The sequence below is a fragment of the Rhizobium sp. M10 genome (genome assembly GCF_002531955.1).
GTDB lineage: Bacteria > Pseudomonadota > Alphaproteobacteria > Rhizobiales > Rhizobiaceae > Rhizobium > Rhizobium etli_C.
In genome coordinates this window covers 1-24,122 of record NZ_NWTA01000029.1, presented here as the reverse complement: position 1 = coordinate 24,122, position 24,122 = coordinate 1, and the positions used below count along the sequence as shown (strand labels likewise).

Genomic DNA, 24,122 nt, shown 5'->3' with positions numbered 1-24,122 from the left:
GATAGTGAAAAGCATGATGCCGATCCGCTTCGGCGTCATGCGCCCCTGTCAAACAGGCTTGTGGCGTCGCTCGACGCCCTTGGCCGCCAGGACCTCATCCGCGGCTGCCGATACCAGAAATTCCGAAAGCTGCCTCGCGGCTTCCGCGTCGCTGGAATCGGCGCCGATGCCCACGTCAAAGTCGATGTAGCTTTGAAGCTCTGCCGGAAACCGGCCGACAAGCATGACGTCGGGCGCGGCAGCGAGAATTGAGGTCACGGGGACGACGGCCAACTCGGCCTCGCCACGGCCGACGGCCGATGCCGTCTGTCCTCCCGGCGCGGCCACGAGCCTGGGCTTTACCTCATCCGCTATGCCCAGCCGATCCAGCAGGCTGGAAAAATAGCCGCCGCTGGTTCCGTCACTGGCATAGGCGATGGATCTCGCGCTCTTCAATGCCTGTTTGAATGCTTCTGTCGATCCGATGTCGAGCGGTTGGCTGCCTGCCTTGGCCGCCACTCCCATCCCGATTCTGCCGAACGCCGTCTGGCTCCCCGCCTTGACCTTTCCCGAGGCGGTCAGCGCCTCAACCATATCAGGGTTGATGATGACGAGATCGAAAGGCTCGCCGGCCTCGATCTGCTTCTTGACCGTGGGATTGACCTCCCACCTGGCCGCAACAATCAAACCGGTGGCCATCTCGAACTGGGGGATGAGAGCAAGGACGGCGGGCCGGACCGCGATCGCGCCAAAAAGCCGGATTTCCTGTTTCATCGCCCAGCCGTCCCAAATGCGCCTCAAATATTGAGGTCGAAGACCAGGATGCCGGCGAGGCCTCCGTCGGTCGAGGAGACGATGCGCTCGCCGACTGCCACATGTTCCGGATGGATGAGATAGGCATCGCGCGCTTCGGGGCTTTCGAAGGTGACGGCAAAGCCGTCGACGAAGCCGCCGTGCAGTCCCTCGGGAGAAACATTCGGCCCGTATTTGATATCGACGATGCCGGGAATGACCTGTTTGAGGGCGGCGATCGCGGCAAACAGCGCCTGCTTGTCGTCGGTCGTCAGCGCGGTCTTCAGCCGCAGAAACACGCAGTGCAGGATCATCAGTGTCCTCCCGATTGTCGTTGCCGGCAGAATAGCGGCGAACGCCGGGAGGGCAATCAGATTTATCGCCGGCCTGATCTGGATGACCGGAGAGCTTATATCTGGTCGCCTGCTACAGGCGCGCGATTGTAGAGCTTGCGGACGAGCTCGCCGGACAAGGCGCGGGCTTCGTCCTTCTGCGCCGGCGTCATCGGCTGGCAGCTGTTTCGGAGATTGGAGCGGTCGAGCACCGTCGCCGCACCCGAATCGGCGATGACGAGGTACCAGCTGCAGGAGGCGACCCTGTCGATGGCGACGGCGCCGTGGCAGCCGGAATACAGGCAGAAGGCCACGGTCTGCTGGGCGACGTGATCGCCCTTCTGCGCCAGCGCCAGCGATCGCTTGAACTCCGCCGTCCAGCGCTCGCAATGGGGCTTGTCCGGCACGCAGACCTTGGTGGCGGGATAGAGGTCGGTCGCCTGAACCGGTGAGACGAACAGGGCGCCGACCGAAAGGGCGAGCAGTAATTTGAGCATCGAATTGTCCTTATGCGATAGGAAAGAGGCGCACATCGCCGGTCGTTGGTCAATCACCATTCATGGGTGAGAGGCGCGCCGCGCAGGCGGGAAAACCGGTTAAGCCCGGTTCGCCTGCGTTCAGGCCCTTTTCGTCAGCGGAAACCGGTCGCGCAGCAGCCGCAGCACCGATTCCGACGGGATCGGCGGCCCGAACAGATAGCTCTGTCCATAGCTGCAGCCCATCTTGGCGAGCTCGATCGCATCCTCGTTGGATTCGATGCCTTCGGCCACCACCTTCATCTCCAGCTCGCGCGCCATTGCTATGACCGAGCGGAGCACGGTCGCCTTCTTGTCGCTGCCGTCGCGCACCAGTGCCTTGTCGAGCTTGATCGTGTCGAAGGGGAAGCGGGTGAGATAGGCAAGCGACGAATAGCCGGTGCCGAAATCGTCGAGCGCCAGGCCAATGCCGGCTTCTTTCAGCTTCTGCAGCACCAGGCGGGCCTGTTCCGGATTTTCCATCACCATGGATTCCGTCAGTTCCAGCTTGAGCCGCGAGGGTGCGCAATGGGTCTTGGCGAGAACCGAACGCACGTCGTCATAGAGCTCGTTGTTGAGCAGCTGCACGCTCGACAGATTGATCGACACGAAGATCGGCAATTCGCCGGTCTGGGTCTGCCAGCTCATCAGATCGTTGGTCGCCTGTTCCAGCGCGAACATGCCGAGCGGGCCGATGAGATCGGAGGCCTCGGCGATCGGGATGAATTCAGAGGGCGGGATATTGCCGCGCTTCGGATGCTCCCAGCGCATCAGCGCTTCGAAGCCGGCGATCTCGACATCCTCCAGCCGGGCGATCGGCTGGTAGACCATCGACAATTCCTTGCGTTCGATGGCGCGGCGCAGATCGGTTTCGAGCTGCAGCCGGTCGGTGCCGAAGTCGCGGAAGGCCGGCTGGAACGGTTCGACGCGGTTGCCGCCGGCCCGTTTTGCCCGGTACATGGCAAGCTCGGCGTCGCTGAGCAGGCCGCTGGCGCTCTCCTGCCGGTCCACCCAGGAGGCGAGCCCGATCGAGGCCGTCAGGATGATCTCGCGACTGGAGAAGTTGATCGGCACCATGATCGCCTTGCTGATCGCATCGGCGAAATCGGCGACCTTGGCCGGATTGTGCTCGGACACCAGAATGAGGCCGAACTGATCGCCGGCCAGCCGCGCCAGCGTGTCCTGCGGCTTCATCAGCCGGCGCAGGCGCCGGGTCAGCGCGATGAGGATGTTGTCGCCGGCCGCAACGCCGAGCGCATCGTTGACCAGCTTGTAGCGGTCGATGTCGATCACCATCACCGTCGGGCGCAGCGTGTCGCCGCCCGGCGCCAGCGCCAGCACCGCCTGCAGCCGGTCGAGGAAGACCTGCCGGTTCGGCAGGCCGGTGAGATTGTCGTGCAGCGCATCGTGCAGCAGCCGCTCGACGGAATTTTTCTGCTCGGTGACGTCGACGATCGTGCCGACGCAGCGGATGATCTCGCCATTGGAGCCGAGCACCGGCCGGGCGCGGATCAGCAGCCAGTGGAAGTGCCCGTCCTCGGCGCGGATGCGGAATTCGTGATTGAGCCGGCCGCGCCGGTGTTCGAGCAGCACGTCGAGCGTGGCGCGGAAGCGGTCGCGGTCATCGGGATGCAGCCGCGGCAGCCAGTTGCGCGCCGCCCCGTGCATGGCGCCGGGGGAAAGGCCGAGCTTGACCGAGACGTCGGGAATGGTGACGACGCGGTCGCGCGCCACGTCCCAGTCCCACACCATGTCGCCGGAGCCGGTCAGCGCCAGCGATTGCCGCTCGAGATCGGAAAACAGCCCCTGCTGGAAGGCGCCGCCGGCAAAGGCGTGCTGCATGACGGTGAAGCCGATCAGGAGCACGATCAACACCAGGCCGCCGCCGAGTGCCGGCTGGATGATGTCGTTGTCGAGCCGGCCGGTGACGGTCAGCCACGCCCCGAACAGCCAGACGAGCGTCAGCGCCCAGGCCGGCACCAGGAGGATGGCGCGGTCGTAGCGGTTGAAGCCGAGATAGATGATCAAAAGCAGGCCTGTCGCCGCCGTCAGCGCGAAGGACAGCCTGGCGATGCCGGCGGCAATCGACGGATCGTAGATCGCCACGCCGAAGAGCAGGGCAAGACCGAGCACCCAGGCGAGTGTGGCGTAACCGAGATGCGCATGCCAGCGGTTGAGGTTCAAATAGGTGAAGAGGAAGATGACGAAACTCGAGGCGAGCGCCACTTCCGCGCAGGCCCGCCATATTCGCTGGTCGGCCGAAGCGACGCTGATCAGCTTGCCGAGAAAGCCGAAGTCGACGCAGATATAGCCGAGCACCGCCCAGGCGAGTGCGGCCGTCGCCGGTAGCATCGACGTGCCCTTGACGACGAAGAGGATGGTGAGAAACACGGCGAGCAGGCCGGCAATGCCGAGCACGATGCCGCGATAGAGCGTGAAGGCGTTGATCGTATCCTTGTAGGCGTTCGGCTCCCACAGATAGATCTGCGGCAGCTCCGGCGTCGACAGCTCGGCGACGAAGGTGATGACGGCGCCGGGGTTCAGCGTGATGCGGAAGACGTCGGCCTCGTCGCTCGGCTGCCGGTCGAGTGCAAAACCTTCGCTCGGCGTGATCGCCATGATGCGCTGCGAGCCGAGATCCGGCCAGAAGAGCTTGGAATTGACCAGACGGAAATGCGGCGCGACGATGACGCGCTCCAACTGTTCCTCCGAGACGTTGGCAAGCGCGAATACCGCCCAGTCGCCCTGGTGATTCTCCGAGCTCGCCCGGACCTCGATGCGCCGGCGGATGCCGTCGGCGCCGGCGGCCGTCGATACCTGGAAGGCCTCGCCCTGGTTGGCGTAGATCTCGGTCGTCGCGGTGAGATCGAGCGCGGTATCGTCACGGGAAATCTTCACCGGTTCGGCCGCGTGGGCCACGCTCGCCATGAGGGCGAAGGCCGCCAGGAAAAGGGCTGCGATCACCGCGATCACTCGTCCGGACGGTGACTTGGGCAGCATGCGGTCTCTGGTCATCGGCTGTCGGTTATCCTGCCTTTATCCGTATCGGTGGCGAGCCGTGAAAACATCACATGGTCGTGCCACTGACCGTTGATCTTCAAATATCCGCGCAGATAGCCTTCCCGCTGAAACCCGGCCTTTTCAAGCAGACGTATGCTGCGCGCGTTATCTGGAATACAGGCTGCTTCAATACGGTGCAACTCAAGCCCGGAGAAGATGTAAGGAATAACCAATTGCAGAGCGGCGAACATATGCCCCTGGCCGGCGTAGCGCTCGCCCATCCAGTAGCCGATCATGCAGCTTTGTGCCGCACCGCGCCGGATATAGCCGATGGTGATGCCGCCGACCAGCGAGCGGTTTTCCTTGAGGAAAATGAACAGCGGTATTGCCTGGCCCGAGGCATATTCCTGCTTGCCACGGATGACGCGGGCGCGGTAGGCGCCCTCGGTCAGCTCGTCGCGCCGCCAGGTCGGCTCCCAGGGTTCGAGGAACTTGCGGCTTTCGGACCGCAGCCGGTGCCACTGGTTGAAATCCTGGTAGCGCGGCAGGCGCAGGAGATATCTATCATTCTCCAGCTCAACCGCATCCGGCTGCCGCGAAAGGAACCGAAACACCGATTTTGGCATCGATCACTCCCGGCAGACGGACGGCGGCTCAGAGGCTTGCCTGCATCGTCTTCGGCGCCGGGACCGAAAGCGAGGCTTTGATGTCTTCCATCGGTGCAAGCTGCTCCAGCGGCCCGATCGCCGACAGCGTCGGCACCGTGTCGAAGAACAGTCGGCCGGCGAGATCGGTCAGCCGCTCGATGGTGATGCCCTCCAGCCGCTCCATCATCTCCGGATTGGAGATCGGCCGGCCGTAAAGCATCATCTGCCTTGCGATCTGGCCGGCGCGGGCGGCCGGGCTTTCCTGGCCCATCAGCAGCTGGGCGCGGATCTGGGCGCGGGCGCGCTCGATTTCCTTCTGGTGGATCTCATTGGCGGACTTGTGCAGTTCGTCGATGATCACGGGCACCAGCTCCGGCAGGTTTTCGCCGCCGGTCGCGGCATGAATGCCAAAGATGCCGGTGTCGGAAAAACCCCAGTGGAAGGCATAGACGGAATAACAGAGGCCGCGGAACTCGCGCACTTCCTGGAACAGCCGCGAGGACATGCCGCCGCCGAGGATATTGGCGAGAATCTGCGAGCAGTAGAAATCGCGGGCGTGATAGGGCTTGCCTTCGAAGCCGAGCAGGATCTGCGCATCCATCAGATCGCGCGGTTCGCGCACGCTGCCGCCGACATAACGCGCCGCTTCCATGACCGGCGGGGCGGATGGCGCGGTCGGCAGGCTGGCGAAGCGATCTTCGACCATGCGCAGAAATTCTTGATGATCGACGGCGCCGGTCGCCACGACGAACATGCGGTCGGTCGTATAGTTGCGGCCGAGATAGGCGCGGATCTGCTGCGGCGTGAAGGAAACGACGGTCTGCGGCGTGCCGAGGATCGCCCTGCCGAGCGTCTGGTCGCGATAGGCGGCCTCCGAGAACTTGTCGAACACAACGTCGTCGGGCGTGTCGTTGGCGGCGTTGATCTCCTGCAGGATCACCTGCTTCTCGCGCTCCAGCTCCTCCTCCTCGAAGGCCGATTCCGTCAGGATATCGGCGAGGATGTCGACGGCGAGCGGCACGTGGTCCTTCAGCACGCGGGCGTAATAGGAGGTCGTTTCGGTCGAGGTGGCGGCGTTGACCTCGCCGCCGACATCCTCGATCTCCTCGGCGATCTCACGGGCCGAGCGGCGCGCCGTGCCCTTGAAGGCCATGTGTTCGAGCAGGTGGGCGATGCCGTGCTCGTCTGCCGTCTCGTTGCGCGATCCCGATTTGATCCAGACACCGAGCGCAACGCTCTCAAGGTGTGGCATCGTTTCTGTGACTACTGTCAGCCCGGATTTCAGCCGGGTGCACTCAACTGTCATTGGCTATCTTTCTGCGCCTGCCGTCGTCTTGCCGCGGGCGTGTTTGCCGATAAAGGTTTGAACGGCTTTAAGCTCCGGTTCGATGATCTGGAAACGCTCCTCCCTTTGCATCAGACCAGCAAGCCACGTCGGAAGCGCCGGGTCAATACCGGAGGCGGATTTTACGGCGGCCGGGAATTTCGCCGGATGTGCGGTCGAAAGCGTCACCATCGGCGTATTCGGCTTCTCTTTCTTGGCGGCGACGAAGACGCCGATCGCCGAATGCGGATCGAGGAGATAGCCGGTTTCCGCATGGGTCTTGCGGATCGTCTCGGCCACCTGGCTCTCGCTGGCGCGGCCGGCGCGGAAGTCGCGGCGGATCGCCTTCAGCGCTTGCCCGCCGATCTCGAAGCCGCCCGATTGCCTGAGGCTTTCCATCGCCGCGCGCACCTTCGAGGCATCGCGCCCATAGGCTTCAAACAGCAGCCGCTCGAAATTCGAGGAGATCTGGATGTCCATCGACGGCGAGCTCGTCGCCTTGACCGCCTTCATGTCGTATCGGCCGGTCTTCAGCGTGCGTGTCAGAATGTCGTTCTCATTGGTGGCGATGACAAGCCGGTCGATCGGCAGGCCCATGCGCTTGGCGCAGTAGCCGGCGAAGATATCGCCGAAATTGCCGGTCGGCACCGTGAACGAGATCTTCCGGTCCGGCCCGCCGAGCGCCACGGCCGTGGTGAAATAATAGACGATCTGGGCCATGATGCGCGCCCAGTTGATCGAGTTGACGCCCGACAGGCTGACCCTGTCGCGGAACGCCGCGTCGTTGAACATCGCCTTGACCAGATTCTGGCAGTCGTCGAAATTGCCTTCGACGGCGAGCGCATGCACGTTGGCGGCCGTCGAGGTCGTCATCTGCCGCTGCTGCACCGGCGAGACCTTGCCGTGCGGGAAGAGGATGAAGATGTCGGTGCGCTCGCGGCCGGCAAAGGCGTCGATCGCCGCACCGCCGGTATCGCCCGAGGTGGCGCCGACGATCGTCGCCCGCTCGCCGCGCTTCTCAAGCGCATAATCCATCAGCCGGGCAAGCAGCTGCATCGCCACGTCCTTGAAGGCGAGCGTCGTGCCGTGGAAGAGCTCCATGACGAAGCTGTTCGGCCCGGTCTGGACGAGCGGCGCGATCGCCGGATGGCGGAAGGTGGCGTAGGCCTCGTCGATCATCGCCCGGAAGGTTGCCTCGGGGATCTCACCATTGGTGAAGGGCGACAGGATGGTGAAGGCGATCTCCTGATAGGTCTTGCCCCTGAGCGCGCGGATCTCCCTCTTCGAAAACTGCGGCCATTCCCGGGGAACATAGAGCCCGCCATCGCGCGCCAGTCCCGTCAGCAGGGCGTCGCAAAAGCCGAGGGCAGGGGCCTCGCCGCGGGTCGAGATATAATCCACGTTGGTCATCCTTGATCTATCGCTGGAAGAAATCCGGTCGGGCTGGGCCGTGGCCCGCACTGCCGGAAACCGGCAAGGGCAGCGCCTGCGGCCACACACTTGCCGTTATCTTGTTGAAGTTGCCCGCATCCGGCGGCGAAAAGTGCATCAAAACGGCGCGTACCCAATCGATTTTTGTTTGCGCCGCTGATATAGACCATCGCAAACCGTCGTGAAAGGCCTCACGGAAAAGACATGGGGCCTCCAAGAAACGCTTGTGCAAAGGGTGGAACATAGTGCTCGGCAAGGTCTCGCGTCTCATCGTCTCAGCTTCCCTTCTTGCCCTGCTCGCAGGTTGCGATACGCTTGGTACCGGTGGCGACAGCAAGCCGGAGGCGGCGCCCGCCCAGCCGAACGGCAATGCCCAGATCATGCCGCTGGCACCAGCCAACCCCTCCTCGAACAATCCTTCGATCGGCACCGCCACGACGGCGCAGGGCGCCGTCGCCCCCGTCGTCCAGGGCGCCTGCCCGCAGATCTTCCTGCGTGACCAGGATTCGATCTTCCGCACCTATGCCAAGGGCAAGAAGGACGATCCGCAGCAGATCGTCTTCCAGGCCTCCTTCGGCGATTACACCCGCCAGTGCATGCTGAACGACACCAATCTGACGATGACGGTGGTTGCCCAGCTGCGGCTCATCACCGGCCCGGCCGGCAATCCCGGCCCGGTGACGCTGCCTGTCCGCGTCACCATCCTCGATGGCGAGACCGTGCTCTATTCCGAGGTCACCAAGTTCCCCACCGAAATCCCGGCGGGCGCCCCGGGCACGCAGGTCATCTTCCGCAAGGAAGGCATCAAGATGCCGGTCGGCGCCGGCGCGCTGGTGCGCGTCAATATCGGCTTCGACACCCAGCCGGCCAAGAGCAAGAAGAGTAGCTGAGCACTATCGGGACTGCTTCCGAGGCGCGGCTCTCCACCTTCCCTCATTCCTGTGCTCGTCACAGGAATCCAGCCACGGCGCGTCTGCGCCGTGAATGACTGTCGTCGACGTAACCGTTCTCTCGCGCCCAAGGACTTGGGCGCACTGGATCCCTGTGACGAGCACAGGGATGAGGGAGGAGAGGGCGTTGCCTAAACCCTAAAGCACGCCTTCCCAGGCGGCGAGCGCGGCAACCACACCCGGTAGGTCGTTCATGCGCGAGATCACTGTCTCGGCGCCGGCATCGGTCAGTTTGTCGGCGTGGGCGGGGTAGCTGTGCGAGGCGCCGGTAAAGCCGATGACGCGCATGCCGGCGGCGCGCGCCGCATGCACGCCGTGCACGGAATCCTCGACGACGACGGTCCTGTCGGGTGAGACACCCATCCGGCTTGCGCCGTGCAGGAAGATGTCGGGCTTCGGCTTGACGCGGTCGGGGCCGAGATCCTTGGCGGAGAAGATGTTGGGCGCAAACAGCGGCTTCAGGCCCACCTTGCCCAGCATCATGTCGAGACGCTTCGTGCTCGAATTCGAGCAGATGCAGCGCTTCATCGGCAGCCGGGAGACGGCGAATTCGACGCCCGGTATCGCCTTGACGTCGTTCGCCAGCCTGACGTCGAGCAGCTGCTCCGACTTATCGAGCAGCGAAGCCGAAAGCGGGATGCTCGCCTCGCGCTCGATCTGCAGCAGGATATTGTGCCATGTCATGCCGGCGAAGCGCTCGCCCATTTCCTCGACGCTGATCGGATATCCGGCGTCCGTCAACAGCGCGGATTCCACTTCCGCGGCGATGATTTCGGAATCGACGAGAACGCCGTCGCAATCGAAGATGATGAGATCGAAGCCGTCCATATGTTCACGCCTTGCTGGAAATCTGGGTCTTATCAGGGGATGCTGCGGCTTTACACGATGGCCGCCCAAAGCTCAACCTGATCCCAAGCATGGCTGCGATGCGGCAGGCGACCGGCTCGGTGACCCACTGTCACCGGATGCTCAAGCCGGCATTCAGGCCGCTCCAGGCTGCCCCGCCACTTCGTAACGAGCCCGGCTCAGGCTGACCAGACCGGCGATGGCAGTGCAGCCGGCTGCAATGGCGACCGCAAAGTCGAGCGCGGCCGACAAGGGCAGCGTTGCGAAAATGATCGACATCGCGACCCCGCCGAGGGTTTGGCCGAGCAGCCGCGCGGTCCCTTGCATGGCGCCTGCGGCACCACTTCTGGCTTTCGGTGCCGAAAGCAGCAGAATTCGGTTGTTGGGAGTCTGGAACAGTCCGAAACCGAGGCCGGCGACCACCGTGCCGACGAGAAATCCGATACCTCGCAGGTCGGGCGGGGTGAGGCCAGCCACCAGAAGGCCAAGCGCCATGAGCGCCCCGCCGATTGCACAAAGCCATGAGGTCTTGACCCGGTTTGCCAGACGTCCCGAGATCGGCGCGATGATCGCGGTCGCGGCAGGCCAGGGCATCATGTAGAGACCAGCCAGAACCGGCGTCATGTGCAGCCTGTGTTGGAGGTAGAAGGGCAGGGCGATGTAGCTCAGCATCTGTCCGCAGAAGCACGATACCGAGGCGATCACCGCCATGCGGAATGCCGGCGCCGCCAACAGGTCCTTGGGAAACAGAGGCGCGTCACTGTTTCGTTCCAGACGCAGCAGGCCGAAAAGGCAGGCGAGCGAGGCGGCGATGAGGGCGGCACCGCTGACCGGCGCGGTCGCTATCCGGTCGGCGCCTGAGAAGAACAGGATGAACATCAGCGTATTGGCCAGTAACGACTTCGCCTTCAGCTTCCGTTTTGCGCCCTCAACGTGGCCGAGCAGGCCGCCGCCGAGGAGAACGATGACGCCGAGCGGTATATTGACAGCAAACAGCCAAGGCCAGGTCGTGACGGAAAGAACGGCGCCGGCAATGCCGGGGCCGGCAGCGGAAGAAATTGCGATGACCATGGCATTGATGCCGATGATCGGACCCAGCATGCGTTGCGGCAAGGCCTGCCGCAGGTTCATCATCGCCAGCGCCATGATCGCGCCCGCGCCGAGGCCCTGCGCGAAACGAGCAAGGATCAGCAAGGGCAGGTCACCCGCCAAGGCGCAGGCTGCGGAAGCTGCGGTGAACAGCGCAACGCCGATCAGGAAGACCCGCCGGGCGCCGTAGATCTCCCCAAGCGCCCCACAGGGAAGAATGGCGACGAGCACGGCCAGCTGATAGGCCGAGACGACCCATACAGTGTTATCCGCTTCCGCCTGCAGCGAGAGCGCAATCGATGGCAAGGCGACATTGGCGATCGCTCCATCCAATACGACGAGAACAACGGCCAGAAGCAGTAGGGCGACCGCCAGATAGCGTCGGGGCGATGCCAGACCGTCTTGAGAAGCCAGTGCGGTGTAGCTGAGAGACATGGGAAATCCTCGGTGTGTCTGGGATAGGGACTAGTTAGACCCCGAGGATGCATTGCGCCAGACGCAACGGAAGCAATGGTCAGTTGCGCGCAGCGCCACGTCTGATAGGATCGCGCCATGTCTGATCTCGATCTGAACCTTCTCGTCGCGCTGGACGCTTTGCTGGCCGAACGGAGCGTATCGGCTGCCGCACGCCGGCTTGGCCTCAGCACATCCGCCATGAGCCGGACACTGTCACGCTTGAGGACTGCGCTCGGTGATCCGATCCTGGTGCCGGCCGGCCGCGGCATGGTGGCGACACCCCATGCCCTGGCCATTGCCGAAGACGTGCATCTGTTGAAAGACGCTGTGAAAGCGGTGCTGAGCCCACCGTCGACCGTCGACATTCGGGAGGTGCGGCGCCACTTCACGATCCGCGCCAATGAAGCCTTCGTGCTTCTCTACGCCGCGGATCTGAGCGCCGCAGTGACGAACGCCGCACCGGGAATAAGGCTTCGTTTTGCGCCGAGATCCGACAAGGACGTTCAGGCTTTGCGGGAGGCGGCGATAGATCTGGACATCGGCGTACTCCCGCGCGACAGCGGCGAGCTGCGTTGCCAGAGCCTCTTCGAGGACCGGTTTGTCGGCGTCGCAAGGGTGGGGCATCCGATTTTCGACGCAGATCGGATAACGGCCGAGCGCTATGCCGCCTGCGGCCACGTACTCTTCTCGACGCAGGCGGACTACGCCGGTCCGGTCGACAGAGCGCTCGCCGAACTGGGCTTGGATCGGGATGCCAGACTGATCGTGCCAAGTTTCCCGGCGGTGATCGCCGTTGCAGCCTCATCCGATCTGATCGGTTCGGTTCCGAAGTCTTATTGCAGATCCGCCGCGATGAGGGAGATCAGAACCTTCGACCTGCCGGTCGCCGTGCCCGGTTTCAACATCGTCCAGGCATGGCACCCGCGCATGGACGCAGACCCCGCTCATCGCTGGCTGAGGGCGCTTATTTTCGAGACGTTCCACTCGATGAACTGAACGCGGGCAGGCTAAGGTGGTCCAACTCTTCACAGAGACGCAGATGTCAGCAAGCGCTTCGAGGCCGGCCCACCTGATCCCTGAAGGCTGATTGCGCCGAGGCCATGGCTGTTCGAGGCGACATCATCTAGTCAAACGGCATCAAGCGAGCCCTGGCCGAATTGGCGCGGTTGCAGGTCTGCAACGACCTAGGTTTCGCCCGGAAACAGCCTCAGGAACTGCCGGTCGCCTTCCGGCGAGAAGAGGATCGAGCGGCTTTCGGCCGTGCGCCTGGCCCAGCCCTTGTCGAGAAAATTTGACAGCAGCGCCTTGCCGAGGCTGCCGGCAAGATGCGCCCGTCTCTCGCTCCAGTCGAGGCAGGAGCGGCAGAGCGGGCGGCGCGATGATCGGAGGTCGCCGACGTCGATGCCGATGCGCTTGAGATCGCTTTCGCCTTTTTCCGTCAGCGTCAGGCCGTCGCCGACCGCCGCGATCGCGCCTGAGGCAATCAGGCTGTCGAGCATGCGCACGCCGTAATCGCCGGCCAGATGATCGTAGCAGATGCGCGCCTTGCGCAGTGCCGGTTCCTTCGGCCCCGGCCGGTGGCGCAGATGTCCACGTCCGGCCGCGAAGCCCATCATGCTTTCGATCAGCCGGGCGACGGCCTCGTCGGCCAGCGTGAAATAGCGGTGGCGCCCCTGCTTGCGCTGGGCAAGCAAGCCGCCGGCTTCGAGCTTGGCAAGATGCGTGCTCGCCGTCTGCACGGTGATGCCGCCGATCCCGGCAAGCTCGGTCGCCGTCAGCGCCCGCCCGCCCGTCAGCGCCGCCAGCATGTTGGCGCGGGCGGGATCGCCGATCAGCGCGCCGATCTGCGCAATGTCAGGACCTTCTTTCATACTTCGATCGTAACCGAAGCATCGCCGTCAGGCAATGTGCGAAAACGGGGAAGCAAAAGGAGAACCCGATGATCACCTGCTTCATCCGCTATCAGATCGACCCCTTCAAGAAGGAGGCCTTTGCCGAATATGCCCGCAACTGGGGCCAGGCCATCCCTCGGAACGGCGCCGACCTGATCGGCTATTTCGGCCCACACGAGGGATCGGCGACGACGGCCTACGGCGTCTACAACATCGACAGCCTCGCCGCTTACGAGGCCTATCGCGCCAGGCTGGCCGCCGATCCGCTCGGCCGCGACAATTATGAATTCGCCAGGCGCGAAGGCTTCATCCTCAAGAAGGACCGCATCTTCCTCAAAAATGTCTCCGCCCCTCACGCCAAGCTGGTGCTGCCATGATCGCCGTCATCTTCGAAGTCGTGCCCTATATGGGCGAACGCCACAAATATCTCGACCTCGCCGGCGAGTTGCGATCAGAGCTCGAAAAGATCGACGGCTTCATCTCGATCGAGCGTTTCGAGAGCCTGACCAACCGCGGCAAGCTGCTGTCGCTCTCCTTCTTCCGCGACGAGGAAGCGGTCAAGCAATGGCGCAACCTCGAAGCCCATCGCGCCGCCCAGCAGGCCGGCCGCGGCGGCATCTTTGCCGATTACCGCCTGCGGATTGCCAGCGTCCTGCGCGACTACGGCATGTTCGAACGCGACGAGGCGCCTGCGGATAGTCGCGGGGTGCATGATGCGGCTTGATGTCAAGAGGGGGCGGGTCCCGCGCGGTCGCCAGGCCGGCGCTGTGAAAACTGCAGTTGGCGCAACCGTTCGAACTATACGCGTGACAATGAATTTATTTCATTTATCAAAATGGAGAAAATGCTATCTGCAGTTTAAATATCAAGCAATGCGGAAAACCAGATCGTGTGGGCCTCAAAGATAATAAAATTTGTATGGGCAGCTATATTTTCCTTTATCTACATTGTCTTAGCGTTCTTCGTAATTTCGACGGCTCTCATGTTCATCCAGAATCCCGATTTCATTGGGGTGACATTCCAAGAGCGAGCAATCTCAGATGCCGCGCGCTTAACCGGCCGAAGTAAAAATGAAATCGACGGTGAATGCAGCATGAAAGGCAGCTATTTTGATAAGCAAGTTACCTGTGGCATGAGGAGGGTGCAGGGTAATAAGATAACGGACACTGTGCTGTTGGAGTATAGGGTGATGTTTGACACGATCATGAGTTTTAACGACATCCGGGAAAATCTTGAATAAAGAGATGTTTGACGTGGTTGCGGCCATCTCCGCCGGCCAGCCTGGCTGTCACCCACAGCTCTCCGGTCATGCTAGTGATTGCCCCTCACCCTAACCCTCTCCCCGTTCTGACGGGGAAAGGGGACGTGCCCTGCGAGAGGCTGGAGAGACACGGAGAGGTCGCGGCATGTCCCTTCGCCCCGTTTACGGGGAGAAGGTGGCGGCAGCCGGATGAGGGGCGGCCCTCGCCGATCTCCTAGGCCGGGAGTATTGAGCTCCTGTTCCAGCAAAAAACGCCGCAACCCAAAGACGATGAATGTCTTCCGTCCGGCCCCGCATCTTTTAACTGGACAGCAGTGACTGTCGCCCGAATAAATTCCCGAAATCGGCCACCCCTTCAGGCTTTGGTAACTAAGTTGCGTAACCATAACGGAGAGTTAAGCGTAAAGCGTATGAGTGAGTATCAGAATGGCATCAGTTTTTCCGCTTGCCGACCTCAAGGCCTCCGTCAAGTCGGATTCCCGGCCGGATTCTTGGGTTGACACGATCATCAAGGGCGATTGCGTCAGCGCCCTTGAAGCCTTGCCCACCCATTCCGTCGACGTCATCTTCGCCGACCCGCCATATAATCTCCAGCTCGGCGGAACGCTGCACCGTCCCGATCAGTCGCTGGTCGATGCCGTCGATGATGAATGGGACCAGTTCGCTTCCTTCGAGGCCTATGACGCCTTCACCCGCGCCTGGCTGCTCGCCTGCCGCCGCGTCTTGAAGCCGACCGGCTCGATCTGGGTGATCGGCTCCTATCACAACATTTTCCGTGTCGGCGCGACGCTGCAGGATCTGAACTTCTGGATCCTCAACGACATCATCTGGCGCAAGACCAATCCGATGCCGAATTTCAAGGGCCGCCGTTTCCAGAACGCCCATGAGACGATGATCTGGGCAAGCCCCAATGCCAAGGCGAAGGGGTATACGTTCAATTACGATGCGATGAAGGCCGCCAATGACGACGTGCAGATGCGCTCCGACTGGCTCTTCCCGATCTGCAACGGCAATGAACGCCTGAAGGGCGAGGACGGCAAGAAGGTGCATCCGACCCAGAAGCCGGAAGCGCTGCTCGCCCGCGTCATCATGGCCTCGACCAAGCCCGGCGATATCGTGCTCGATCCCTTCTTCGGCTCGGGCACGACAGGCGCCGTCGCCAAGCGTCTCGGCCGCCACTTCGTCGGCATCGAGCGCGAGCAGGATTATATCGATGCGGCCTCCGCCCGCATCGCCGCCGTCGAGCCGCTCGGCAAGGCGGAACTGACCGTCATGACCGGCAAGAAGGCCGAGGTTCGCGTCGCCTTCAACGTGCTTGTCGAAAGCGGCCTGATCAAGCCCGGCCAGGTGCTGACCGACGCCAAGCGCCGCTACAGCGCCATCGTGCGCGCTGACGGCACGGTGGCATCAGGCGGCGAGGCCGGCTCTATTCATCGTCTCGGCGCCAAGGTGCAGGGTCTCGATGCATGCAACGGATGGACCTTCTGGCATTTCGAAGACGGGCAGTCCCTGCGCCCGATCGACGATCTCAGGTCCGTCATCCGCAGTGATCTGGCAAAGGTGGAGTGAGCAGCATCTTCGCGGGATCGAAATACCTTCTTCCGGTTTCCTCCAGTTGCGGAAGAAGGCCAAGGCGCCCGGGGCTCGAACCCCCGGGCGTCTTCTATTTTTAGAAATCCTTGTAATCGGTGACGTCGACGCGGGTGATCCGGCCTTCGGTATTGAAGGTGATCGTCTCCTCGCCCTCGCGGATCAGCGCCTTGCCCGTCTTGCTGTGGGTGGCGCGGAGCGACCAGACGGCCCGGCCGGACAGCGGCGTCAGCGTTTCGACAAGCGAATTTTCCGCCGTCTGATCGGGATAAACGTCGAAATAGCGCCGGAAGGCGGCCATGATCTCGCTCCGCCCGGCAAGGCTGCCGACGCCGTTCGAGACATAGGTCGCGTCCTCGGCGAAATAGCCCTCGATAACAGGGAAATCGAGGGCGTTGATCGCGGCGTGGAAGCGTTCGATTTCCTCGGCCGGGTCGAAAGCCATGGCTCTCAGACCTTCAATCCGTAGGCGGCAAGATCGCTGCGCAGCTTTTCCGCGCCCGAAAACAGCACGGCGTTCCAGCCGAAGGCCTTGGCGCCTTCGACATTGGCCGGCGCGTCGTCGATGAAGATCGTCGCCTTGGGATCGAGGCCGAAGCTCTTCGTATGCGTCTCGTAGATCGCAATATCCGGCTTGATCAGGCCGATATCGCCGGAAACGGTGACGCCGCGCGGTTTGGTGAGAAAGGGGAAGCGCTGCTGCGCCTCGCGAAAAGTGTCGGAGGCGAAGTTGGTCAGCATCGTCACGTCGCGGCCTTCGGCGATCAGCCCTTCCAGGATGGCGACGCTGTCCTCATAGGCGTGCGGCACCATCTCGTGCCAGTATTTGCGGAAGGCACGGATATGCTCTTCGCGGGCCGGATGCACGGCAATCAGCAGCGCTTCGGCTTCCGCCCATGTGCGGCCGCGGTCCTGCTCGACGTTCCAGTCATGCGTGCAGATATTGGCGAAAAACCAGTTGCGCTCGGTCTCATCGGGAATGAGGCGGGCGAAGGGAAGATGCGGATCGTAATGAATAAGGACTTTGCCGATATCGAAAACGATATGTTTTATTTCAGGGGTCATGTTTATGCCTTGGATGTTTTGAACGCGAGAGGAATAGCCGCTGCGATCGCTTTTTTCATGACGGTCGGCAAGGCCTGCGCCTCAAGATTTGTAACCGGCTCCCACCATTCGTCATTCACGCCACCATTCGGCTGCGGCTTTGCGGCGATTGCGGTGCGCCAGATCGACAGCCGCAGCTCGAAATGGGTGAAGACATGGATGACGGTGCCGCAGGCCTGCCAGGCCGCGTCGAAGGGCGCGGCTGCGGCTGAGGTTTCGCCGTCGACGCGCGCCGTCCAGGCCGTCGTCGGCACCTCCGTCATGCCGCCGAGCAGGCCGCTTTCGGCCCGCCGCCTGAGCAGGATTTCGCCATCGGCGGTGACCGCGACGAAGGCGGCGCCCTGGCGAACCGGCTTTTCCTTCTTCGCCGCCTTGACGGGAAAGAGCTCGGGATCGGAAAGCTTCAGCGCCTGACACGATCCCCGGAACGGACAGAGCGAACAGGCCGGCCGCTTCGGCGTGCAGATCGTCGCGCCGAGATCCATCATCGCCTGGGCGAAGTCGCCGGGGCGGGACACCGGTGTCATCAGCGCCACCTTGTCCTTCATCACGGGCTTGGCGGCCGGCAGCGGCGCCTCGATCGCATAGAGCCTGGAGATCACCCGCTCGACATTGCCGTCCATGACGGCCGCTTGCCGGTTGAAGGCGATGGCGGCGACGGCGGCTGCCGTATAGTCGCCGATGCCGGGCAGCGACTTGAGGCCGGCTTCGGTATCGGGAAAGACGCCGCCATGCTCTTTCGCCACCGCTTCGGCGCATTTCTTCAGGTTGCGGGCCCGCGCGTAGTAGCCGAGCCCCGCCCAGGCGGCCATGACCGAGTCGCTTTCGGCCGCGGCGAGATCGGTGACGTCAGGCCAGCGCGTGAGAAACCGCTCGAAATAGGGTTTGACCGCCTGCACCGTCGTCTGCTGCAGCATCACCTCCGACAGCCAGACGCGATAGGGATCGGGTTTGACGCCGCTGGCCGCCATGCCGGGCGACACCCGCCAGGGCAGGTCGCGGTGATGGCGGTCGTACCAGTCGAGCAGGGGCTTTGCGGTGGGCGTGTCGGGTGTCGTGATCGTCATGATTTGCCGGGATCAGGGGAAGTGCCTATACTTGGCGAAGCAATGGCGCGTGATCAAGGCGGCCGCGCCGATTGGCAGCCGTGCCCAAGGGTTTCGATGAGTTATCCACGCAAAGATGTAAAGCAGATTTCCGAGCTGGCGAACGGGCTGATCGATCCCGTCCTGGCGCGCCGGGCCGGCATCAACACGGCGCTGCTCGGCTCGTGGAGCGAAATCGCCGGCGAGGATTTCGCCGATTGCACCCGCCCGGAAAAGATCGCCTGGGCCCGCGGCGGCGGCGATGACGGCGGCTTCCGCCCCGGCGTGCTGACGATCGCCTGCGAAGGCGCGCGCGCGCTTTTCCTCACCCATGCCCAGGGCGAACTCATCCAGCGCATCAACAGCTTCTTCGGCTTTGCCGCCGTCCACCAGATCCGCATCGTCCAGAAACCGGTCTCAAACCTCGCCCGCCGCTCCCGCACTCCACAGCCGCTGAAGGGAGAAGCCGCCCGCAAGCTCGAAGGCATGATGGAGGGCATCGAGGGCGACAAGCTGCGTCAGGCGATCCAGCGATTGGGGACCGCGGTTATGGGTAAACCGGCGAGGGGGCGCTGATGAGCAAGACGCCAGAGTTGACCCGTAATGCCAAGAATGGGCATGGCCGGCAAGTGGACGCGAGCGATGAAATCATGCGTCGAAAAATCCGCGAGGCGATAGATGATCCGAGTGCCGATATTGATGCCGATGCGGTTTTTGAGCGGCTGGAAAGCCGGCATGCCGAACGGATGAACACTGAGTCCTGTTCGCGCTAGTGACTGCCCCTCACCCTAGCCCTCTCCCCGTAAACGGGGCGAGGGGACGTGCCATGCGAGACGTTGGCGAGGGACCGAGAGGTTGCGGCATATCCCCTTCTCCCCGCGAGCGGGGAGAAGGTGGCGGCAGCCGGATGAGGGGCGGGCGACGATCTCCCAGCGCGCGAATCTCATGACATCGGACCCTGCTCGTGTGGTCACATTTTGGTTTTCGAGGCGGCCGCAGTACCTTCGGCCTTCCAGCGAAACTGAGAATCGCGCATTTCGGACGCCAGGTCGGGCTCTCGGTCCCATCGCGGTCACAATTCTTTGAAGGAAGTTGGTGAACCGTGGCTTGTGAGCGGCCGTCAGCCGTTATATCGCACAGTCACGCCGTCACTCTCATACCTATGGGGAACCCATGCAGATGTCCGAAATGCAACTGACGAAACGCCGCCTCCTGGGTGGCATCGCCATCGCCGCAGCTGCCGCAGCGCTTGTCGCCTGCAACGACAGCAAGGACGCTGCCGATGCTTCGTCCTCCGGCAAGACCATGGCCGATGGCGCCAATGTCGATACCATGCAGACGGCGGCGACGTCCTCGACCGACATGCCGGAGTCAGACGGCGATGTCGACATGGCCGAGGTGCTGAAACCCGGCGCGCTTCCCGAGATGGCGCTGGGCAAGGCCGATGCTCCTGTCAAGATCGTCGAATACATGTCGATGACCTGCCCGCATTGCGCCCATTTCCACAACACCACCTTCGACACGATCAAGCAGAAATACATCGATACCGGCAAAGTGCAGTTCATCATCCGCGAATTCCCCTTCGATCCGCGCGCTGCCGCCGCCTTCATGCTTGCCCGCTGCAGCGCCGCCAATCCGGGGCAGATGAGCACGCCGGAGCAGTATTTCCCGATGGTTTCGATGCTCTTCAAGCAGCAGCAGGTCTGGGCCGCCGCCGATGATGGCCGCGCCGCGCTGCTGCAGATGTCGAAGCTGGCCGGATTTACTGAGGATAGCTTCACGAAATGCTTGACGAACCAGAAGCTTCTGGATGAAGTGAACGCCACGCGGGAAAGGGGATCCAAGGATTTCGGCGTCGATGCAACGCCAACCTTCCTCATCAATGGCAAGCGCTATTCTGGAGACATGCCGGTTGACACCATGTCGAAGCTCATCGACAGCCTCATCTGAACCGGACCGTTTCGAAACGACGGGCGACGGCGAAAGCCGTGCGCCCGTTTTTCGTTTTCAGCGCAGTTTGCTGGTGTGGCCCCCTCATCCGCCCGCCGGCACCGACCGGGGGCGAGCCACGGGTCTCGACCCGTCCTTCGGACCCCCGCTGGGGAGAAGGGGATGTGCCGCGACGTCTCGATTCCCTCTTCTCCCCAGCGGGGGTCCGAAGGACGGGTTGAGACCGGTGGCTCAACCCCGGTCGGTGCCCGTAGGGCGGATGAGGGGGCTTCCTGCCGTGGATATTTCTGCATGAAGTTCAACAAGCTGCGCTTGGTCGGCTTCAAATCCTTCGTCGAGCCGACGGAATTCATCATCGAGCGGGGGCTGACCGGCGTCGTCGGCCCGAACGGCTGCGGCAAGTCGAACCTCGTCGAGGCGCTGCGCTGGGTGATGGGTGAGAATTCCTACAAGAACATGCGCGCCTCCGGCATGGACGACGTGATCTTTTCCGGTTCCGGCAACCGTCCGGCCCGCAACACCGCCGAAGTCGCGCTCTATCTCGACAATGGCGAGCGCACCGCACCTGCCGCCTTCAATGACAGCGACGAGATCCAGGTCACCCGCCGCATCGAGCGCGAGCAGGGCTCGCTCTACCGCATCAACGGCAAGGAAAGCCGCGCCAAGGACGTGCAGCTGCTGTTTGCCGACGCTTCCACCGGCGCGCGCTCGCCCTCGATGGTCGGGCAGGGGCGCATCGGCGAGCTGATCCAGGCAAAGCCGCAGGCCCGCCGCCAGCTCTTGGAAGAGGCGGCCGGCATATCGGGCCTGCATTCGCGCCGCCACGAGGCCGAACTGCGCCTGCGCGCCGCCGAAGGCAATCTTGAGCGTCTCGACGACGTTACCTCGCAGCTCGAAAGCCAGATCGAGAGCCTGAAGCGCCAGGCCCGCCAGGCCAACCGCTTCAAGACACTGTCGGCCGATATCCGCGGCCGCGAGGCGATGTTGCTGCATATCCGCTGGGTGCAGGCCAAGGAGGCGGAAGCCGAGGCCGACAGCGCGCTCAACCAGGCAACCGTCATCGTCGCCGAAAAGGCGCAGATGCAGATGGAAGCGGCCAAGAGCCAGGGCATCGCCAGCCTGAAACTGCCGGAACTGCGCGAGGGCGAGGCCCGTGCCGCCGCCGCCCTGCAGCGCCTGCAGATCGCCCGCAGCCAGCTGGAGGAGGATGCCGGCCGCATCCTGCGCCGCCGCGACGAGCTGACCCGCCGTCTCGCCCAGCTGGCGGAAGATATCCGCCGCGAGGAGCGCCTGGTCGCCGACAATGCGGTGATCCTCGCCAAGCTCGACGCCGAAGAGGCCGAAATAGCAGAAATCCTCGCCGATTCCGGCCGCTATGCCGAGGAAACCCGCGAGGCTTTCGAGGGCGCGGCGGCAAAGCTTGCCGACAGCGAGCGCATCTTCACCCAGCTGACCGCCGAGCGCGCCGAGGCTGCTGCCGGCCGCAACCAGCTGGAGCGCGCCATCCGCGATCTTGCCGACCGCCGCATGCGCCTCGAACGGCAGATGAACGAGGCGAAACAGGAACTTGCGGCCATCGGTGAAAAGATCGCCGGCCTGCCCGATCCCGACGAGAAGCGCGCCATCGTCGAGGCCGGCGAAATTGCGCTGGCCGACGCCGAAGCCGCCGTCCAGGGGATCGAGCAGGCGCTGGCCGCCGCCCGCCAGAGCGAAGCGCTGTCTCGTGCACCGGTCGAGCAGGCTCGCTCTGGCCTCAATGCCATCGAAACCGAGGCCCGCACCATTTCTCGCATGCTCGCCGCCGGTGCGGCCGCCGGCAAGTTTCCGCCCGTCGCCGACGAGCTGAAGGTCGATCGCGGCTTCGAAACCGCGCTGGGAGCTGCGCTCGGCGACGATCTGGAATCGCCGCTCGATGCCGAAGCGCCGGCCCATTGGTCGGAGAATGGCGATGGCGCCGGCGATCCCGCGCTTCCCGCAGGCGCCACACCGCTGTTGACCCATGTCCGGGCGCCGGCCGCGCTCACCCGCCGCTTGCGCCAGATCGGCCTGGTCGACGAGGCCGAAGCGCAAGCGCTGATGGCGGCGCTGAAGCCCGGCCAGCGGCTGGTGACGAGAGAAGGCGCTGTCTATCGCTGGGACGGCCATGTCACCGGCGCCGATGCCCCGAGCGCTGCCGCCCTGCGCCTTGCCCAGAAAAACCGGTTGGCCGAACTCGAAGGCGAGGCGGCGATCGCCCGCGACGTGCTCACTGAGGCCGAGGAACGGCAGGCGGCGGCCGCCGAGGCGATCCGCCTCGAGGAACGCAAGCTTGCCGAAGCCCGCGACATGAGCCGGCTGTCGGCGCGTCATCTGGCCGAAGCGCGCGATGCGCTGGTCGCGGCCGAGCGTGCCTCCGGCGATCTGATCCGCCGCCGCGACGTCGTCAGCGAGGCGGCCAGCCAGCTCGGCGCGCAGCTGGAGGAGATCGGCATCCAGGAGGAAAATGCCCGCATCGAGCTGGAGGATGCGCCCGATCTGACCGAGATCGACGAGCGGCTGCGCTTCCAGCAGGCGGAGGTGGCGACCGATCGCGGCGCGCTCGCCGAGGCCCGCGCCCGCCATGAAAGCCTGGCGAGGGAAAACGACGCGCGCCAGCGCCGCATCGTGGCGATCGGCCAGGAGCGCGAGACTTGGCGCCAGCGGGCGGCAAGCGGCGAAGATCATGTCGCCACGCTGCGCGAGCGCGAGGAAGAGGCACGCGAAGAGGCGGCCGAGCTGGAAATGGCGCCGGATGAATTCGACGACAAGCGCCGGGCCCTGCTCTCCGAATTGCAGAAGGCCGAGGAGGCGCGCCGCAATGCCGGTGATCTCCTGGCCGAGGCCGAACGCATCCAGCGCGAGGCCGATCACAAGGCCGCGACCGCGCTCTCCGAACTTGCCGAATGCCGCGAACGCCGCGGCCGCGCCGAGGAGCGCCTGGTCTCGGCCCGCGAGAAGCGGCAGGAAAGCGAAAGCCGCATCCGCGAGGTCTTGAACGTGCCGCCGCACGAGGCGCTGCGGCTCGCAGGCCTGCAGCCGATGCAGGCGCTGCCCGATCCGCGCGAGGTCGAGCGCGAGCTGGAGCGGCTGAAGATCGAGCGCGAGCGGCTCGGCGCCGTCAACCTGCGCGCCGACGAGGAACAGAAGGAACTGAGCGAAAAGCTCGAAGCGCTGATCAAGGAGCGCGACGACGTCATCGACGCGATCCGCAAGCTGCGCGGCGCCATCCAGAGCCTGAACCGCGAGGGCCGCGAACGCCTGATCGCCGCCTTCGACGTCGTCAACGCCCAGTTCCAGCGGCTGTTCACCCATCTGTTCGGCGGCGGCACCGCCGAGCTTCAGCTGATCGAATCCGACGATCCGCTGGAAGCCGGCCTCGAAATCCTGGCCCGCCCGCCCGGCAAGAAGCCGCAGACCATGACGCTGCTCTCCGGCGGCGAACAGGCGCTGACGGCGATGGCGCTGATCTTCGCCGTCTTCCTCACCAATCCGGCGCCGATCTGCGTGCTCGACGAGGTGGACGCGCCGCTCGACGACCACAATGTCGAGCGCTATTGCAACCTGATGGACGAAATGGCGGCCTCCACCGAAACCCGCTTCGTCATCATCACCCACAACCCGATCACCATGGCCCGCATGAACCGCCTCTTCGGCGTCACCATGGCCGAACAGGGCGTCTCCACCCTCGTCTCCGTCGACCTGCAGACGGCCGAACGTCTGCGCGAGTTTGCGTGAGGGACACGCGCAGGTTCTCAATATCTACGCGACATCTTGATTTGGGAGATCGGCGAAGCCGGCCCCTTGCATGTTCAATTTGCGCTGATTGTTGGATGATCGGTGCGCACTCCGGCGGATGGCCAT

At 63.7% G+C, this 24,122-nt stretch carries 23 protein-coding genes; 10 read left to right on the top strand and 13 right to left on the bottom strand.

All coding sequences use genetic code 11. From position 1 onward, the window contains the following. Positions 1-48: 48 nt before the first annotated feature. The 7 genes from CO671_RS29240 to thrC form a co-directional block, all read right to left on the bottom strand. On the bottom strand, positions 49-753 hold the full coding sequence (locus CO671_RS29240; RefSeq protein ID WP_097608863.1) for a substrate-binding domain-containing protein: 705 nt from the start codon (positions 751-753) through the stop codon (positions 49-51). Between the two features lie 23 nt (positions 754-776). After that, positions 777-1,085, bottom strand: coding sequence for a Dabb family protein (locus CO671_RS29235; RefSeq protein WP_064800940.1), 309 nt, complete (start codon positions 1,083-1,085; stop codon positions 777-779). A 95-nt stretch (positions 1,086-1,180) separates the two neighbouring features. Continuing rightward, positions 1,181-1,600 carry a hypothetical protein gene (locus CO671_RS29230; RefSeq protein ID WP_097608836.1) on the bottom strand — a complete coding sequence of 140 codons (420 nt, stop codon included), beginning with the start codon at positions 1,598-1,600 and terminating at the stop codon, positions 1,181-1,183. 120 nt (positions 1,601-1,720) lie between these two features. Further along, positions 1,721-4,633 carry a sensor domain-containing phosphodiesterase gene (locus tag CO671_RS29225; protein ID WP_097608835.1) on the bottom strand — a complete coding sequence of 971 codons (2,913 nt, stop codon included), beginning with the start codon at positions 4,631-4,633 and terminating at the stop codon, positions 1,721-1,723. Continuing rightward, positions 4,630-5,244, bottom strand: a complete 615-nt coding sequence (locus CO671_RS29220) for a GNAT family protein (RefSeq protein ID WP_010032848.1) — start codon at positions 5,242-5,244, stop codon at positions 4,630-4,632. Before CO671_RS29220 ends, CO671_RS29225 begins: the two co-directional genes overlap by 4 nt. A 28-nt stretch (positions 5,245-5,272) precedes the next feature. Then, positions 5,273-6,571 carry a pitrilysin family protein gene (locus CO671_RS29215; RefSeq protein WP_097608834.1) on the bottom strand — a complete coding sequence of 433 codons (1,299 nt, stop codon included), beginning with the start codon at positions 6,569-6,571 and terminating at the stop codon, positions 5,273-5,275. Between the two features lie 3 nt (positions 6,572-6,574). Continuing rightward, positions 6,575-7,999 carry a threonine synthase gene (gene thrC / locus CO671_RS29210; RefSeq protein ID WP_097608833.1) on the bottom strand — a complete coding sequence of 475 codons (1,425 nt, stop codon included), beginning with the start codon at positions 7,997-7,999 and terminating at the stop codon, positions 6,575-6,577. A gap of 263 nt (positions 8,000-8,262) precedes the next feature. Between thrC and CO671_RS29200 the strand changes: the two genes are divergently transcribed. Beyond that, positions 8,263-8,910: a hypothetical protein gene (locus tag CO671_RS29200; RefSeq protein WP_170965073.1), complete on the top strand. Its 648-nt coding sequence runs from the start codon at positions 8,263-8,265 to the stop codon at positions 8,908-8,910. Between the two features lie 198 nt (positions 8,911-9,108). Here the strand turns inward: CO671_RS29200 and CO671_RS29190 are convergent, their stop codons facing one another. Both CO671_RS29190 and CO671_RS29185 read right to left on the bottom strand, forming a co-directional pair. Continuing rightward, positions 9,109-9,798, bottom strand: a complete 690-nt coding sequence (locus CO671_RS29190) for an HAD family hydrolase (protein WP_097608829.1) — start codon at positions 9,796-9,798, stop codon at positions 9,109-9,111. Between the two features lie 153 nt (positions 9,799-9,951). Then, on the bottom strand, positions 9,952-11,340 hold the full coding sequence (locus CO671_RS29185) for an MFS transporter (protein WP_170965069.1): 1,389 nt from the start codon (positions 11,338-11,340) through the stop codon (positions 9,952-9,954). Between the two features lie 117 nt (positions 11,341-11,457). On the opposite strand from CO671_RS29185, the gene CO671_RS29180 reads away from it, so the two are divergent. Then, positions 11,458-12,357, top strand: coding sequence for a LysR family transcriptional regulator (locus CO671_RS29180; RefSeq protein WP_097608828.1), 900 nt, complete (start codon positions 11,458-11,460; stop codon positions 12,355-12,357). Between the two features lie 188 nt (positions 12,358-12,545). Here the strand turns inward: CO671_RS29180 and CO671_RS29175 are convergent, their stop codons facing one another. After that, on the bottom strand, positions 12,546-13,232 hold the full coding sequence (locus CO671_RS29175; protein WP_097608827.1) for a metalloregulator ArsR/SmtB family transcription factor: 687 nt from the start codon (positions 13,230-13,232) through the stop codon (positions 12,546-12,548). 68 nt (positions 13,233-13,300) lie between these two features. Here CO671_RS29175 and CO671_RS29170 point away from each other — a divergent pair, with 68 nt between their 5' ends. The 4 genes from CO671_RS29170 to CO671_RS29155 all read left to right on the top strand — a co-directional run bounded on the left by CO671_RS29170 (position 13,301) and on the right by CO671_RS29155 (position 16,083). After that, positions 13,301-13,630 (top strand): NIPSNAP family protein, encoded by a 330-nt coding sequence (locus CO671_RS29170; protein ID WP_097608826.1) that lies wholly within the window; start codon positions 13,301-13,303, stop codon positions 13,628-13,630. Further along, on the top strand, positions 13,627-13,977 hold the full coding sequence (locus tag CO671_RS29165) for an antibiotic biosynthesis monooxygenase (protein WP_097608825.1): 351 nt from the start codon (positions 13,627-13,629) through the stop codon (positions 13,975-13,977). The genes CO671_RS29170 and CO671_RS29165 overlap by 4 nt, the downstream gene beginning before the upstream one ends. A 258-nt stretch (positions 13,978-14,235) precedes the next feature. Then, positions 14,236-14,493 carry a hypothetical protein gene (locus tag CO671_RS29160; protein WP_245425044.1) on the top strand — a complete coding sequence of 86 codons (258 nt, stop codon included), beginning with the start codon at positions 14,236-14,238 and terminating at the stop codon, positions 14,491-14,493. A gap of 447 nt (positions 14,494-14,940) precedes the next feature. Then, the gene (locus tag CO671_RS29155; protein ID WP_039618319.1) at positions 14,941-16,083 is read left to right on the top strand and encodes a site-specific DNA-methyltransferase; all 1,143 of its coding nucleotides are present in this window, start codon (positions 14,941-14,943) and stop codon (positions 16,081-16,083) included. 100 nt (positions 16,084-16,183) lie between these two features. On the opposite strand, the gene CO671_RS29150 is transcribed toward CO671_RS29155, so the two are convergent. From CO671_RS29150 to mutY, 3 genes are read right to left on the bottom strand one after another with little or no spacing between them, the layout of a single operon-like run. Beyond that, positions 16,184-16,549 carry a nuclear transport factor 2 family protein gene (locus CO671_RS29150; protein WP_097608823.1) on the bottom strand — a complete coding sequence of 122 codons (366 nt, stop codon included), beginning with the start codon at positions 16,547-16,549 and terminating at the stop codon, positions 16,184-16,186. Between the two features lie 5 nt (positions 16,550-16,554). Then, positions 16,555-17,169 (bottom strand): HAD family phosphatase, encoded by a 615-nt coding sequence (locus CO671_RS29145; RefSeq protein ID WP_097608822.1) that lies wholly within the window; start codon positions 17,167-17,169, stop codon positions 16,555-16,557. A 2-nt stretch (positions 17,170-17,171) separates the two neighbouring features. Continuing rightward, positions 17,172-18,275, bottom strand: coding sequence for an A/G-specific adenine glycosylase (mutY, locus tag CO671_RS29140; RefSeq protein WP_097608821.1), 1,104 nt, complete (start codon positions 18,273-18,275; stop codon positions 17,172-17,174). Between the two features lie 96 nt (positions 18,276-18,371). On the opposite strand from mutY, the gene CO671_RS29135 reads away from it, so the two are divergent. The 4 genes from CO671_RS29135 (at position 18,372) to CO671_RS29120 (ending at position 23,996) form a co-directional block, all read left to right on the top strand. Then, entirely contained in the window at positions 18,372-18,869 is a 498-nt protein-coding gene (locus CO671_RS29135) for a DUF721 domain-containing protein (protein WP_097608861.1), read from the top strand. Then, positions 18,869-19,066 (top strand): type II toxin-antitoxin system ParD family antitoxin, encoded by a 198-nt coding sequence (locus CO671_RS29130; RefSeq protein WP_097608820.1) that lies wholly within the window; start codon positions 18,869-18,871, stop codon positions 19,064-19,066. Before CO671_RS29135 ends, CO671_RS29130 begins: the two co-directional genes overlap by 1 nt. A gap of 400 nt (positions 19,067-19,466) precedes the next feature. Continuing rightward, the gene (locus CO671_RS29125; protein ID WP_097608819.1) at positions 19,467-20,243 is read left to right on the top strand and encodes a DsbA family protein; all 777 of its coding nucleotides are present in this window, start codon (positions 19,467-19,469) and stop codon (positions 20,241-20,243) included. Positions 20,244-20,534: 291 nt separating this feature from the next. Then, positions 20,535-23,996, top strand: a complete 3,462-nt coding sequence (locus CO671_RS29120; RefSeq protein WP_097608818.1) for a chromosome segregation SMC family protein — start codon at positions 20,535-20,537, stop codon at positions 23,994-23,996. The last annotated feature ends 126 nt before the right edge of the window (positions 23,997-24,122 follow it).

Coding starts and splice junctions, on each gene's coding strand:
- CO671_RS29180 (WP_097608828.1), top strand. CDS start 11,458: ATGTCTGATCTCGATCTGAACCTTCTCGTCGCGCTGGACGCTTTGCTG.
- thrC (WP_097608833.1), bottom strand. CDS start 7,999: ATGACCAACGTGGATTATATCTCGACCCGCGGCGAGGCCCCTGCCCTC.
- mutY (WP_097608821.1), bottom strand. CDS start 18,275: ATGACGATCACGACACCCGACACGCCCACCGCAAAGCCCCTGCTCGAC.
- CO671_RS29135 (WP_097608861.1), top strand. CDS start 18,372: ATGAGTTATCCACGCAAAGATGTAAAGCAGATTTCCGAGCTGGCGAAC.
- CO671_RS29190 (WP_097608829.1), bottom strand. CDS start 9,798: ATGGACGGCTTCGATCTCATCATCTTCGATTGCGACGGCGTTCTCGTC.
- CO671_RS29230 (WP_097608836.1), bottom strand. CDS start 1,600: ATGCTCAAATTACTGCTCGCCCTTTCGGTCGGCGCCCTGTTCGTCTCA.
- CO671_RS29125 (WP_097608819.1), top strand. CDS start 19,467: ATGCAGATGTCCGAAATGCAACTGACGAAACGCCGCCTCCTGGGTGGC.
- CO671_RS29175 (WP_097608827.1), bottom strand. CDS start 13,232: ATGAAAGAAGGTCCTGACATTGCGCAGATCGGCGCGCTGATCGGCGAT.
- CO671_RS29225 (WP_097608835.1), bottom strand. CDS start 4,633: ATGACCAGAGACCGCATGCTGCCCAAGTCACCGTCCGGACGAGTGATC.
- CO671_RS29170 (WP_097608826.1), top strand. CDS start 13,301: ATGATCACCTGCTTCATCCGCTATCAGATCGACCCCTTCAAGAAGGAG.
- CO671_RS29145 (WP_097608822.1), bottom strand. CDS start 17,169: ATGACCCCTGAAATAAAACATATCGTTTTCGATATCGGCAAAGTCCTT.
- CO671_RS29165 (WP_097608825.1), top strand. CDS start 13,627: ATGATCGCCGTCATCTTCGAAGTCGTGCCCTATATGGGCGAACGCCAC.
- CO671_RS29155 (WP_039618319.1), top strand. CDS start 14,941: ATGGCATCAGTTTTTCCGCTTGCCGACCTCAAGGCCTCCGTCAAGTCG.
- CO671_RS29235 (WP_064800940.1), bottom strand. CDS start 1,085: ATGATCCTGCACTGCGTGTTTCTGCGGCTGAAGACCGCGCTGACGACC.
- CO671_RS29240 (WP_097608863.1), bottom strand. CDS start 753: ATGAAACAGGAAATCCGGCTTTTTGGCGCGATCGCGGTCCGGCCCGCC.
- CO671_RS29150 (WP_097608823.1), bottom strand. CDS start 16,549: ATGGCTTTCGACCCGGCCGAGGAAATCGAACGCTTCCACGCCGCGATC.
- CO671_RS29185 (WP_170965069.1), bottom strand. CDS start 11,340: ATGTCTCTCAGCTACACCGCACTGGCTTCTCAAGACGGTCTGGCATCG.
- CO671_RS29120 (WP_097608818.1), top strand. CDS start 20,535: ATGAAGTTCAACAAGCTGCGCTTGGTCGGCTTCAAATCCTTCGTCGAG.
- CO671_RS29160 (WP_245425044.1), top strand. CDS start 14,236: ATGTTCATCCAGAATCCCGATTTCATTGGGGTGACATTCCAAGAGCGA.
- CO671_RS29130 (WP_097608820.1), top strand. CDS start 18,869: ATGAGCAAGACGCCAGAGTTGACCCGTAATGCCAAGAATGGGCATGGC.
- CO671_RS29220 (WP_010032848.1), bottom strand. CDS start 5,244: ATGCCAAAATCGGTGTTTCGGTTCCTTTCGCGGCAGCCGGATGCGGTT.
- CO671_RS29215 (WP_097608834.1), bottom strand. CDS start 6,571: ATGACAGTTGAGTGCACCCGGCTGAAATCCGGGCTGACAGTAGTCACA.